Origin of the sequence: Streptomyces sp. WAC 04229 (genome assembly GCF_003947455.1) — a bacterium.
Taxonomy (GTDB): Bacteria; Actinomycetota; Actinomycetes; order Streptomycetales; family Streptomycetaceae; genus Streptomyces.
Window position 1 is genome coordinate 50,441 of the sequence record NZ_QHJH01000027.1, and the last position, 12,199, is coordinate 62,639.

Sequence of the window (12,199 nt, forward strand, 5' to 3'; positions counted from 1 at the left end):
TCAGGAGGCCTTGGCCTTCTCCTCGGACTTCTCCGACGACGCGGCCTTGTCGCCCTGGCCGGCGGCGACCGGCGGCGCGACCGGCGCCGGCTTGGCGGCCTCGTAGAACTCCTCGCGCGGGGTCTCCATCGCACCGAGGGAGACGACCTCGCGCTTGAGGAACATGCCGAGCGTCCAGTCCGCGAAGACGCGGATCTTCCGGTTGAACGTCGGCATCGCCATGCCGTGGTAGCCACGGTGCATGTACCAGGCGAGACGGCCCTTGAGCTTGATCTTCATCTTGCCCATGACGATCATCGCGACGCCCTTGTGCAGGCCGAGGCCCGCCACCGCGCCCTTGTTGGCGTGGCTGTACTCCTTCTGCGGGAAGCCCCGCATGCCGGAGATCACGTTGTCGCCGAGGACCTTGGCCTGACGCAGCGCGTGCTGGGCGTTCGGCGGGCACCAGGCGTTCTCGTTGCCCGCCTTGCGGCCGACGAGGTCCGGCACCTGGGCGTTGTCGCCCGCGGCCCAGATGTAGTCGGTGCCCTTGACCTGGAGGGTCGGCTCGCAGTCGACGTGGCCGCGGGGACCCAGCGGCAGGCCGAAGCGCGAGAGCGCCGGGTTGGGCTTGACGCCGGCCGTCCACACGATGGTGTTGGAGTCGACCTCAAGACCGTTCTTCAGCACCACGTGGCCGTCGACGCAGGAGTCCATGGAGGTGGACAGGTAGACCTCGACACCGCGGCCCTCGAGGTGCTCCTTGCCGTACTGGCCGAGCTTGGGGCCGACCTCGGGGAGGATCTTGTCGGCGGCGTCGACGAGGACGAAGCGCATGTCCTCGCGGGAGACGTTGGTGTAGTACTTGGCCGCGTCGCGGGCCATGTCCTCGACCTCACCGATGGTCTCCGCGCCGGCGAAACCGCCGCCGATGAAGACGAAGGTGAGCGCCTTGCGGCGGATCTCCTCGTCGGTGGTGGAGTCGGCCTTGTCGAGCTGCTCCAGGACGTGGTTGCGCAGGCCGATGGACTCCTCGATGCCCTTCATGCCGATGCCCTGCTCGGCGAGGCCGGGGATCGGGAAGGTGCGGGAGACCGCGCCCATCGCGATGACCAGGTAGTCGAAGGGCAGCTCGTACGCCTCGCCCACCAGCGGGGCGATCGTGGCGACCTTGCGGTCCTGGTCGATGGTGGTGACCCGGCCGGTGAGGACCTCCGCCTTGGGGAGCACGCGCCTGAGGGGGACGACGACGTGTCGGGGGGAGATGCTGCCGGCGGCGGCTTCGGGGAGGAAGGGCTGGTAGGTCATGTACGACCGCGGGTCGACGACGGTGACGGTCGCCTCGCCGTAACGCATCTTCTTCTGGATGCGTCGAGCTGCGTACAGGCCTACGTACCCACCGCCTACTACGAGGATCCTGGGACGCTCCGTGGTGCTCATGCCATCGAGTATCCACCCGCCCCAGGGGGGTCGTTCGTGCGCCCCTTCACAAGCTCTTGTTAGGTCTGTGTTACCATCCGCCACTCACGTGACGGAGATCATGGTGAGGAGAGGAACCGGACCCCCTCACACCCCGTTGTCAATGCCGCGTGAGCTGCTCCTCCGCGCCGCCGGGGAGGGCGGACCACCCGCTCCCGGCCCGTCTTCGAGGCACCCTCCGAGCACCGTCCTGAACACGTTCAAAGGGCAGTTGACACCCCAAAAGGGTCAACGACCGCGCTTTCGTCGTCCGACAGGGCCCAATTCCTTGTGAAGAACTTCACGAACTTTCCGGACGGGACGTCACCGGGAGGCCCGTGAGGCCCCCCGGCGGCCGCTCAATCGTCGTCCGTCCTGCTCAGACCGGCACCCCGCAGGGCTATGCGACCGACCACGCGATGCCGTCGAGGATCGCCCACGAACGCAACTCGCGACAGATACCAACGTGTACACGAGCGCGCGTACACTGGGCTCATGACTGAGAACACCGTGACCGTACGGGAAGCCCGAGCCCACCTCGCCGACCACATCAACCGGGCCGAGGAAGGTGTCCCGACCGTCATCACGCGCAACGGCGCACCGGTGGCGGCCGTGGTTCCGATCTCGGACTTCGAAGCGTTGGAGGAAGCCGCCGACGTGATGTTGGCGCGCGAGGCCGAAGCCGTGCTGGCCGAGGGCGGCGCCACCGTGACGATGGCGGAACTGCTGGCGGACCTGTTCACCGAGAAGGACGGCGAGGCGGCGTGAAGTACGCCTTTCGGTTCACCGCGGCGGCGCAGCGTCAGCTTCGGGCCGTCAGCCGACCCGACGCCATGCGCATCCTGACCGCGCTGACCGCACTCGGTGACGACCCGTACCGCCAGGACGCCGACGTCAAGAAGCTCACCGGCCCGTCGGGCCTCTACCGGCTCAGGGTCGGTAGCTACCGGGTCGCCTACCAGATCAACGATGGTGAACTCGTCGTCCTCGTGGTCAAGGTGGGCGACCGGCGGGACGTCTACCGCAACCTGTGACGCCCCGCCCGGCACCGGCACCGGCACCGGCACCGCCTCAGCGAGCCTCGGAGGCGCAACTCCAAGCAATGCCGTCGAGGATGTCGTGCTCGCTCACGACGACCTCCTCCGCACCCGTCCGCTCCATGATCGAGAGCAGCACCAGCGCGCCCGCCGCGATCACGTCGACGCGGCCCGGGTGCATGGAGGGGACGGCCGCCCGCTCGGCGTGCGTGGAGCGCAGCAGCCAGTCGGTGATCTCCCGGACCCGGTCCCGGGAGACCCGGGAGTGGTGGATGGCGGCCGAGTCGTACTCCGGCAGCTCCTGCGCGATGGCGGACACCGTCGTCACCGACCCGGCCAGCCCGACCAGCGTGCGCGCCTCACGCAGCGGCACCGTCTCCTCGGCGAGGTCGAGGGCCGCCTCGATGTCGGCCCGCATCGCCGCGACCTGCTCGGCGGTGGGCGGGTCGGTCACCGCGCCCTCGCGCACCAGGTGCCGCTCGGTCATCCGCACGCAGCCGACGTCCACCGAACGGGCGGCGCGCACCCGGTCGTCGCCCACCACGAACTCGGTGGAGCCGCCGCCGATGTCGATGACGAGGTAGGGCCGGTCGAGGTGGTCGCGCCCCGCCAGCTCCCTGGTCGCCCCGGTGAAGGAGAACTCCGCCTCCTGGTCGCCGGAGATGACCTCCGGCTCCACGCCGAGGATGTCCAGCACCCCGCGCACGAAGTCGTCGCGATTCTCCGCGTCCCGGGAGGCGGAGGTCGCCACGAAGCGCAGCCGCTCGGCGCCGTGCTCCTTGATCACCTCGGCGTACTCGCGGCAGGCGGCGAAGGTCCGCTCCAGCGCCTGAGGCGCCAGCCTGCCGGTGCGGTCGACACCCTGACCGAGCCGCACGATGGTCATGCGGCGGTCCAGGTCGGTCAGCTCACCGGTGGCCGGGTCCGCGTCCGCGACCAGCAGCCGGATGGAGTTCGTACCGCAGTCCACGGCGGCGACCCGGGTCACTGGGCGTCCTCCTGATCGGCGGGACCGGCGGGCGTCACGCACGGACCCTTGCGCCACCACTCGGGCAGCAGCGCGATCGCCTCGTCGCCCAGCGGATTGACGCCGGGTCCGGCCGCCAGCGAATGGGCGACCAGCACGTGCAGGCACTTGACCCGGTCCGGCATGCCGCCCGCGCTCGGGAAACCGGTCAGCTCCTCGATCTCGTCGCGGCGCCGGATGTAGTCCTCGTGCGCCGCGCGGTAGGCGGCGGCCAGCTCCGGGTCGGCGGCGAGGCGCTCGGTCATCTCCTTCATCACGCCGTTCGCCTCCAGCGTGCCGATGGCGGAGGCCGCCTTCGGGCACGTCAGGTAGTACAGCGTCGGGAAGGGGGTGCCGTCGGGCAGCCGCGGCGCCGTCTCCACGACGTCCGGCTGCCCGCAGGGGCAGCGGTGCGCGATGGCGCGCAGGCCGCGCGGAGGACGGCCGAGCTGCTGCTTGAAGGCCAGCACGTCCGCGTCGGTGGGCTCGGTGCGCGGCGTGGTCGGCGGGGGAGTCTGCATGACTGTCTTCTGCTGGTCTTCCTGTTGAGTCAGTGCCGGCGCGGTCGGTTCACGGCCGGCGGGCGGCGGCGTCGGCCTTGTCGACACCGTCCCAGACGTTCCGGTACCAGGGGCGGTCGGCGCCGCCGGACTCGGCGCGGGCCTTCCTGGCGGCATCCGGGTCGACGACGACGAACCCCGTCTCCCCCGGCATCACGTAGTGCAGCCGCAGCCGGACCTGCTGCTCGGCGTAGGCGTCGTCCTGCCAGCGCGCCTTGAGGTCGCGCAGCTCCTCGACCCGGTCCCGGGTCTCCTGCTGCTCCCGCCGCAGGTCGGCGATCTCGGCGCGCTGGGCGACGTACTGCCGTATCGGATAGGCGAGCGCCACGACGAGCGAGCAGAGCACCATCGCGAGCAGCGCGGCCCGGCCGGTCAGCCGGGAGCGACGGGCCTGGCGCTTGGTCTGCGAGCGGTAGACCCGGGCCGCGGTCTGCTCCCCGATGATCCGGATCCTGGTCGCGGTGGAGAAACGGTCCCGGTCCTTCACCGCCATGTCTGTCCCCGCTTCCCGTCCACACGTGCGTACGTCCCCGCACACGGTACGGGACCGAGTACGGGGACGTACGTACGACGCCGCCTGTGACGGCGGCGCTCAGCCCTTGAAGCGCGGGAAGGCGCTGCGGCCGGCGTACACCGCGGCGTCGTCGAGGATCTCCTCGATGCGAAGCAGCTGGTTGTACTTGGCGACGCGCTCGGAGCGGGCCGGGGCGCCGGTCTTGATCTGGCCGCAGTTGGTGGCGACGGCCAGGTCGGCGATGGTGACGTCCTCGGTCTCGCCGGAGCGGTGGGACATCATGCACTTGAAGCCGTTGCGCTGGGCCAGCTCCACGGCGTCCAGGGTCTCGGTCAGCGAACCGATCTGGTTGACCTTGACGAGCAGGGCGTTGGCCGAGTTCTCCTCGATGCCGCGGGCCAGGCGCTCCGGGTTGGTGACGAACAGGTCGTCGCCGACGAGCTGCACCTTGTCGCCGAGCTTGGCGGTGATGGTGTTCCAGCCGTCCCAGTCGTCCTCGAACAGCGGGTCCTCGATGGAGACCAGCGGGTACGCCTCGACCAGCTCGGCGTAGTACTCGGTCATCTCGGCGGCGGTGCGGTTCTTGCCCTCGAAGGCGTAGGAGCCGTCCTTGTAGAACTCGGACGCGGCGACGTCGAGCGCGAGGGCGATCTGCTCGCCGGGGGTGTAGCCGGCCTCCTTGATCGCCTCGAGGATGAGGTCGAGGGCCTCGCGGTTGGAACCGAGGTTCGGGGCGAAGCCGCCCTCGTCGCCGAGGCCGGTGGCCAGGCCCTTGTTCTTCAGGACCTTCTTCAGCGTGTGGTAGACCTCGGCGCCCCAGCGCAGGGCCTCGGAGAAGGACTCCGCGCCGATCGGGGCGATCATGAACTCCTGGATGTCCACGTTGGAGTCGGCGTGCGAGCCGCCGTTCAGGATGTTCATCATCGGCACCGGCAGCAGGTGCGCGTTGGGGCCGCCCAGGTAGCGGAAGAGCGGCAGGTCGCTGGCCTCGGAGGCGGCGTGGGCGACGGCGAGGGAGACGCCGAGGATGGCGTTGGCGCCGAGCGAGCCCTTGTTGTCGGTGGCGTCCAGGTCGAACATGGCCTGGTCGATCAGGCGCTGCTCGGTGGCGTCGTACCCGACCAGCTCCGGGCCGATCTGCTCGATGACGGCGAGGACGGCCTTCTCGACGCCCTTGCCGAGGTAACGGCCCGGGTCGCCGTCACGGAGTTCGATGGCCTCGAAGGCGCCGGTGGAGGCGCCGGACGGAACGGCGGCACGCCCCGTGCTGCCGTCGTCGAGGCCGACCTCGACCTCGACCGTGGGGTTGCCTCGGGAGTCCAGGATTTCCCGGGCTACGACGACGTCGATGGACGGCACGAGCATCTCCTTCTTCAATGTGACGCTTCGGTGTGACGCGCGGGTCCGCAGGACCGCGTCGGCTCTGCGGGACCGAGCCTAACCGGCTCCGGGCGATCGGCCAGCCGATCGCCCACCCGCTGGACAGAACCGAGAGTAAATTGTTTCTGAACGAAACAAAGAGGACCGGGCGACGGGCGCAAAAATCCCGCCCCGGTGCGTACGGGGGACACGCACCGGGGCGGGAGTCGCGACAGGCGCCGCTTACTTCAGGTGCAGCTGCTGACCCGGGAAGATCAGGTCGGCCTCGTCGACGATGTCGTCGTTCAGCTTGAACAGCTTCTCCCAGCCGCCCTTGACCTCGTGCTCCTCGGCGATGGAGCTGAGGGTGTCACCCTTGACGACCTTGTACTCGCCGTCACCCTTCTCGACCTTCTTGCCGGTGGGAGTGGTGACCGTCTTCTTCTCGGCCTTCTTCTCGGCCTTCGGCTCGGCGGCCGGGCGCTCGTCGGAGCGGGACGCCTTCTGCTCGGTGGAGCGGTCGGCGGTGGAGCCGCCGTCCTGGCTCTCGCCGGAGCCGCCACCGGTGTTCGCGGCGTTCGAGAGGCCGGTGCCGCAGACCGGCCAGGCACCCTTGCCCTGGCCCGCGAGCACCTTCTCGGCGATCTCGATCTGCTGCGCCTTGCTGGCCTGGTCGGCGGTGGCCGCGTACTGGGTACCGCCGTAGCCGGCCCAGGTGGAGGCGGAGAACTGGAGGCCGCCGTAGTAGCCGTTGCCGGTGTTGATGGACCAGTTGCCACCGGACTCGCACTGGGCGACGGCGTCCCACTCGGAGGTGGTGGCGGCGGAGGCGTTGCCGGCCGCCATCAGCGGGGCGGCGACGGCGGCACCGGTCACGCCGGCGACGGCGATGACGCGAGTGGCCTTGGACGGACGACGGTGCTTGCCCTTGCCGGAAAACAGCATGGTTGATCCCCTCACCGACGCCTGCGAGGTGAGCTGTCGGGTTCGGGCCGGTTGAGTTGCCCGGCCGGGTTCCTCGCGGAACTCGGCTCCACCCCTAGCCGCTCCGGCAGAACTGCCCGGTGCGGCACTTACCTTGGGTCCCCCGCTCCTGCCTTCGGCGCTTGACGCGACGACTGTTCCCGTACGGCCGCTGGCAGGATTCGGCGTTGCGGCTGTCGGGGCCCGCGGTGGCGAGCGGTCATGACGGTAGACACGCGCTCCGCGGATTTTCAAAGACGATCACGGCTTCTGAGACCTATCTCTCACGAGATCCAAAACGGACATAGAGTCTCTAACCGTGACGTGAACTCCCGCTACTTTTCGCCCGATTCGCCCGTGACCGTGAGCGTCTGACCGGGCAGGATGCGGTCGGGGTCCTGGCCGACGACCCTCTCGTTGTCGGAGTAGAGCGCACGCCACCCCCCGTCGACGCCAAGGGAGTCGGCGATGGCCCAGAGGTTGTCCCCGGAACGGACGATGTACGAGCCGCCGTCGGCGTCCGTCGACCCTCCGTCACGCGAGGCGTGCCGGCCCGAGGTGCTGTCGGTGAGGCCCTTCCAGCGCCCGTCCTCGTCCGCACTGTCACCGCGGTGCTTGCCCGAGCCCGACGAGGGGTCGGCGGTCTCCGGTTCAGCGGTGCGGCGGTCACTTTCGGGCGATGTGCCCGTCTTGGCGGATTGATCCTTGCCGCCGGACGCGTCGTCAGAGGAACCCCGCTCGGAGGACGGAGAGGGCGACGAAGAGGACGAAGCGGACGCGCCCGGAGTCGGCTCGGTCTCCCTCTCCGGTCCCGACGGCGACGACGCGTCGGACGACTCGGATGATTCGGGCGACTCGGGCGAGTCCGACGCCTTGGGCGAACCCGTCGGCTGGGGCGTCTCGGACCCGGCGGCCGCCGATCCGGCGGGGTCGGGGGTGTCCGACGTCTTCGGGGCCTGCGAACCCTCCGACGCACCGTCACCCGTCGGCGCGGTGGCGCCCGGGGGGTTGCCGAGACCCGCGAGCAGCCCGCAGGTCGGCCAGGCCGCGATGCCCTGGTCCGCGTACAGCTTCTCGGCGATTCTTATCTGCTGGGAGCGGCTGGCCTGGTCGGCGCTGGCCGCGTACTCCAGACCGCCGTACCGCTCCCACGCCTCCTGGGGAAGCTGGAGGCCGCCGTAGTAGCCGTTGCCGGCGTTCTGGCTCCAGGCGCCGCCGGTCTCGCACTCGGCGACCTGGTCCCAGTTCACCCCGGCCGCGTGGGCGCCGGTGGCGCCGAGCAGCGGGATGGCGATGGCGGAGCCGGTCACTCCGGCGGCGACGACCAGTGCGGGAGCCTGGCGGGGGCGGCGATGACGACCGTTCCCGGAGAGCATGCGACGACCTTTCACAGACGACGGGGACAGTGCGGCGGGTGATGCTCGTCGCCACACTGGTTCGTGAACGTATAGGCATATGATCGCTTGTCACAAGTTCATGCCGCGCAGATCACGTGAAGATCACAGAGTTGAGGGCGTGTCATGTTTACCTTGACGACGCACCGTTGCCGAGCCCTGACGCAGTCGGCGTGAACGAGACGGGCAAAGTGCGCAGACCTCGCATGATGAGCCCGCCCCGCCAGCGCAGTTCTCCCGGATCGGCGGCGAGGCGCAGGTCGGGGAGGCGGGTGAGGAGTGTGGCGAGCGCGGTCTGCCCCTCCAGCCGGGCGAGCGGGGCGCCGAGGCAGTAGTGGATGCCGTGCCCGTACCCGAGGTGCTGGCTGTCGCGCCGGGCCAGGTCCAGGGTGTCCGGGTCGGCGAAGCGCTCCGGGTCCCGGTCGGCGGCGGCCAGGACGACGAGGACGGGATCGCCCGCCGCGATCCGCTGACCGCCGACGTCGAGCGGCTCGGTGGCGAAGCGCCAGGTGGCCAGCTCCACCGGGCCGTCGTAGCGGAGCAGTTCCTCCACGCCGGTCTCCAGCAGGCCGCGGTCGCCGGCCGCGAGGGAGGACTGGAGGCGGGCGCGCTGCTCGGGGTGGGTGAGCAGGGCGTACGTCCCGTTGCCGATCAGGTTGACCGTGGTCTCGAAACCCGCGAACAGCAGGATGAAAGCCATCGCCGCCGCCTCGTTCTCGGTGAGGTGCTCACCGTGGTCGGAGGCGCGGATGAGACCCGAGATGAGGTCCTCGCCGGGGCCGGGCTCGGGCGGCAGCGCGGCGCGCTTGCGGTGGATGAGGTCGGCGAGGTAGCCGCGCATCTTCTTGACCGACCGCGCCACACCGCCGCGTGGACCCCCTCCGTGACGGATCATCATGCCCGCCCAGTCCCGGAAGTCGTCCTGGTCCTCGCGCGGGACACCGAGCAGGTCGCAGATGGCGTAGATGGGGAGCGGGAAGGCGAAGTCGTGGATCAGGTCGGCGGAGCCGTCGGCCGCGAAGCGGTCGATGAGGTCGTCGGCCAGCTCCTGCACCCGGGGCGCGAACTCGGCGACCCGGCGAGGGGTGAACGCCTTGCTGACCAGCCGGCGCAGCCGGGTGTGGTCCGGCGGGTCGATGTTCAGCAGATGGGTCATCAGCTCGGCCTTCCGCTCCCCCGGAATGCCCGTCTTGCCCTTGGCGTGCGCGGGCTCGTCGTGGTGGGCCGGGTTCTTGGACAGCCGGGGGTCGGCCAGGGCCTGTTTGGCGTCGGCGTACCGGGTGACCAGCCAGGCCTCCACCCCGCTGGGCAGCCGCGTGCGGTGCACGGGGGCGTGCTCGCGCAGCCAGGCGTAGGCGGGGTAGGGATCGCTGGCGAACTCCCAGGTGAACAGCTCCGGGACGGGTCCGGCGGGCGGCGGGTGCGGGGTCACCCCTCGACCTCCCGGATCGCGTCCCGGTACGCCCGTGCCGCCGCTCTCAGGGCGGCCTCCGGATCCGTGCCCTCGGACTCGGCGCGGGCGGCCAGGGCGAGGAGGTCGTAGCCGATGCCCTCGCCGGAGGGGAGGGGGACCCGGAGGCCGGCCTGGCGGACGCGGGAGGCGAGCTTGGCGGCGAGGGCGAGGCCGGGCTGGCCGAGGGGGACTCCCTCGGTGACCGAGGTGCGCTGCTTCTCGGCGGCCTTGGTGCGCAGCCAGTGCTCCCGGACGTCCTCCGGGGTGTCGGCCGTCTCGTCGCCGAAGACGTGGGGGTGGCGGTGGATCAGCTTGGCGACGATGGTGCCGGCCACGTCGTCGACGGAGAACGGCGCGTCCGGGTCCTCCTCGGCGATGCGGGCGTGGAAGACGACCTGGAGGAGGACGTCGCCCAGTTCCTCGCGCAGTTCGTCGCGGTCGCCGTCCTCGATGGCCTCGACGAGTTCGTAGGCCTCCTCGATGGCGTACTTGGCGAGGCCCTTGTGGGTGCGCTGGGAGGACCAGGGGCATTCGAGGCGGATGCGGTCCATGACCTGGACCAGGTCGAGGAGGCGGGCGCCGGGGAGGTCGTAGGAGGCGGGGAGCAGCTCCAGCTCGGGCATGTGGACGCGGCCCGAGCCGGCGAGGCGGGCCAGTCCGTCGGTGAGCGCGGGGTCGCCCTCGCCGGTCGCCACGACCACCGCGGTGCGGCCGCCGGCGCAGGCGCCGACCAGTTCCTCGGCGGTGGGGGCCGCCTCGTCGACCCGTATGCCCGCCTCGCGCAGGTAGGGCAGCTGGGGGTGGGTGCCGTCGGCGCACAGCACGCGGTCTGCGGTGCGCAGGGCCTGCCAAGCGGGCCAGGAGAGCAGGCCGGGGGCGACGCGGTGGCTGGTGGTGAGGAGGACGATGCGGCCCGGGTCGGCGGGGGCCGCGTCGGCGGTGGTTGCGTTCACTCCCCGAACGTAACGCATGGCCCGGACGGCCCCCCGGGTTGTCCACAGGGGGCCTGCGCAGGACCGTTACGCCGTCTCCTGGCTCCTCGCGGCGGTGATCTCCCGCAGCCACGGAGTCTCGGCGTTGACGCGGCTGCTCTTGCGGACGTCCCAGGCGCCGTAGCGCGGGTTGAGGTCGACGTCGAGCTTGGCGGAGGCCTTGGACAGGGCCTGCCAGAACTCGGGGCGGGTGGTGTCGGTGCCGAGGCTCTCGGCCAGCTTCTGGGCCTCCAGCTGGAGGCGGAGGTTCTCGTCGAGGCGCTCGGGGGCGACGCCGTACTGCTGCAGCCAGGCCGTCTCCAGCTGCTTCGGGCCACCGGCCTGCTCCTCCAGGCCCGCGCGCATCGCCTGCACTTCCTTGCGGGTGACGGTCACATCGGCGTCCTTGGCGGCGCGGTGCAGCACCTGGTCCAGGACCATGCCTTGCAGGGTGTCGCGGGTGAGGGTGCCGGTCTGGGCGACGACCTGCTGGTACTGGGTGTCGTCCGGGACGGCGGCCCGCTGCGCCGCGCGTACCTCGTCGACGCGGTTCTCCAGCTGGGAGACGGTGATGCGCTGGTCGCCGACGACGGCCGCCGCGCCCGGATGCGCGTCGTTGCCGCAGGCGGTGAGCAGGGGTGCCGCGGCGGCGATCGCGGCGGTGAGGAGGAGCGCGGGGCGACGGCGGCGGTGCAAGGAGACCTCCCGTTGGAGATTGTGCGACGGTGCACAAGGTCTTGCGATGATCGATGTTAGGCAGTGGCCCGGCTCTGGCCAACCCATTGGACCAACGATTCACCGGGACTTCGGGCACCGCCTCGCCCCCGCGCGCGGCGGGGGTCGTCAGCCGCGCATCCGGCTCAGCCAGTGGAGCGTCCGCCGGACGTCGGAGGCGAGCGGGTGGCCGGGGCCGTGGACGCGCTCCACGTCGTGCAGCAGCCGGGCCAGTGTGTCGTGGGCGGCGGGGCGGTCGCCGAGGGCGAGCAGCAGGTGGCCGACGCGGCGGCGGACGTCGTGGGCGAGGTCGGGGTCGCCGGCGACGTACTGGTTCTCGTAGTAGGGGAGCAGCGCGCGGTACTCGGCCAGGGCGGCGGCCGGTTCGCCGAGCTGTTCCAGGCACTGGGCGGCGTCGTAGCGGTGGCGCAGGGACTGCGGGTCGGCCTGGCCGGCCTCGGCGGCGCGTTCGTCGGCGAGGCGGCGCAGTTCGGGCAGGGCGCGCCGGTACTGGCCGTCGTCCATGAGGGTGGCCGCGTACTGCTTGCGCAGGGTGCGGACGACCGGGGAGCGTTCGCCGTGCTGTTCGGCGGCGGTGGGCAGGATGGCGCCGAGGATGTCGACGGCCTGGGTGATGCGGCCCTCGCCGAGGAGGCGTTTGACCTCGTCGACGGCGCGGGCGACGTCCGGCTTCGCGGCCTCCGCGGTGGGTGGCACGGGGGCCGCCGAGCCGGGCGACTGGCTCTTATACGCATCGTGCGGCGCCGACGATCTACTCTCTGTTGAGCTCG

General features: G+C 71.0%; 12 protein-coding genes, 1 pseudogene and 1 riboswitch. Of the genes and pseudogenes, 2 read left to right on the forward strand and 11 right to left on the reverse strand.

Features of this window, described 5'->3' with window-relative positions; all coding sequences use genetic code 11:
* Positions 1-1,419 carry an NAD(P)/FAD-dependent oxidoreductase gene (locus tag DMH12_RS10890; RefSeq protein ID WP_125491361.1) on the reverse strand — a complete coding sequence of 473 codons (1,419 nt, stop codon included), beginning with the start codon at positions 1,417-1,419 and terminating at the stop codon, positions 1-3.
* Between the two features lie 513 nt (positions 1,420-1,932).
* Here DMH12_RS10890 and DMH12_RS10895 point away from each other — a divergent pair.
* Together DMH12_RS10895 and DMH12_RS10900 are read left to right on the forward strand one after the other, a co-directional pair.
* Positions 1,933-2,205: a type II toxin-antitoxin system Phd/YefM family antitoxin gene (locus DMH12_RS10895; protein ID WP_125491362.1), complete on the forward strand. Its 273-nt coding sequence runs from the start codon at positions 1,933-1,935 to the stop codon at positions 2,203-2,205.
* The gene (locus tag DMH12_RS10900) at positions 2,202-2,471 is read left to right on the forward strand and encodes a type II toxin-antitoxin system RelE/ParE family toxin (RefSeq protein WP_125491363.1); all 270 of its coding nucleotides are present in this window, start codon (positions 2,202-2,204) and stop codon (positions 2,469-2,471) included. The genes DMH12_RS10895 and DMH12_RS10900 overlap by 4 nt, the downstream gene beginning before the upstream one ends.
* Positions 2,472-2,508: 37 nt before the next feature.
* On the opposite strand, the gene DMH12_RS10905 is transcribed toward DMH12_RS10900, so the two are convergent.
* The 10 genes and pseudogenes from DMH12_RS10905 to DMH12_RS10950 form a co-directional block, all read right to left on the reverse strand.
* Complete coding sequence (locus DMH12_RS10905) at positions 2,509-3,462, reverse strand: Ppx/GppA phosphatase family protein (protein ID WP_125491364.1); 954 nt, start codon at positions 3,460-3,462, stop codon at positions 2,509-2,511.
* Positions 3,459-4,001: a DUF501 domain-containing protein gene (locus tag DMH12_RS10910; RefSeq protein ID WP_125491365.1), complete on the reverse strand. Its 543-nt coding sequence runs from the start codon at positions 3,999-4,001 to the stop codon at positions 3,459-3,461. The genes DMH12_RS10905 and DMH12_RS10910 overlap by 4 nt, the downstream gene beginning before the upstream one ends.
* Positions 4,002-4,050: 49 nt before the next feature.
* On the reverse strand, positions 4,051-4,533 hold the full coding sequence (locus tag DMH12_RS10915; protein ID WP_125491366.1) for a septum formation initiator family protein: 483 nt from the start codon (positions 4,531-4,533) through the stop codon (positions 4,051-4,053).
* A 99-nt stretch (positions 4,534-4,632) separates the two neighbouring features.
* Positions 4,633-5,913, reverse strand: coding sequence for a phosphopyruvate hydratase (gene eno / locus DMH12_RS10920; protein WP_079030721.1), 1,281 nt, complete (start codon positions 5,911-5,913; stop codon positions 4,633-4,635).
* Positions 5,914-6,156: 243 nt separating this feature from the next.
* Positions 6,157-6,858 (reverse strand): transglycosylase family protein, encoded by a 702-nt coding sequence (locus DMH12_RS10925; RefSeq protein ID WP_125491367.1) that lies wholly within the window; start codon positions 6,856-6,858, stop codon positions 6,157-6,159.
* A 3-nt stretch (positions 6,859-6,861) separates the two neighbouring features.
* Positions 6,862-7,028, reverse strand: a riboswitch (cyclic di-AMP (ydaO/yuaA leader).
* Positions 7,029-7,211: 183 nt separating this feature from the next.
* Complete coding sequence (locus tag DMH12_RS10930; protein WP_125491368.1) at positions 7,212-8,252, reverse strand: transglycosylase family protein; 1,041 nt, start codon at positions 8,250-8,252, stop codon at positions 7,212-7,214.
* A 148-nt stretch (positions 8,253-8,400) separates the two neighbouring features.
* Positions 8,401-9,702 (reverse strand): cytochrome P450, encoded by a 1,302-nt coding sequence (locus DMH12_RS10935; RefSeq protein ID WP_125491369.1) that lies wholly within the window; start codon positions 9,700-9,702, stop codon positions 8,401-8,403.
* Positions 9,699-10,676, reverse strand: a complete 978-nt coding sequence (locus tag DMH12_RS10940) for a nucleoside triphosphate pyrophosphohydrolase (RefSeq protein WP_125491370.1) — start codon at positions 10,674-10,676, stop codon at positions 9,699-9,701. The genes DMH12_RS10935 and DMH12_RS10940 overlap by 4 nt, the downstream gene beginning before the upstream one ends.
* 66 nt (positions 10,677-10,742) lie before the next feature.
* Positions 10,743-11,390, reverse strand: coding sequence for a SurA N-terminal domain-containing protein (locus DMH12_RS10945; RefSeq protein ID WP_125491371.1), 648 nt, complete (start codon positions 11,388-11,390; stop codon positions 10,743-10,745).
* A 147-nt stretch (positions 11,391-11,537) separates the two neighbouring features.
* Positions 11,538-12,199, reverse strand: a pseudogene (locus DMH12_RS10950) (serine/threonine protein kinase); the annotation flags it as partial.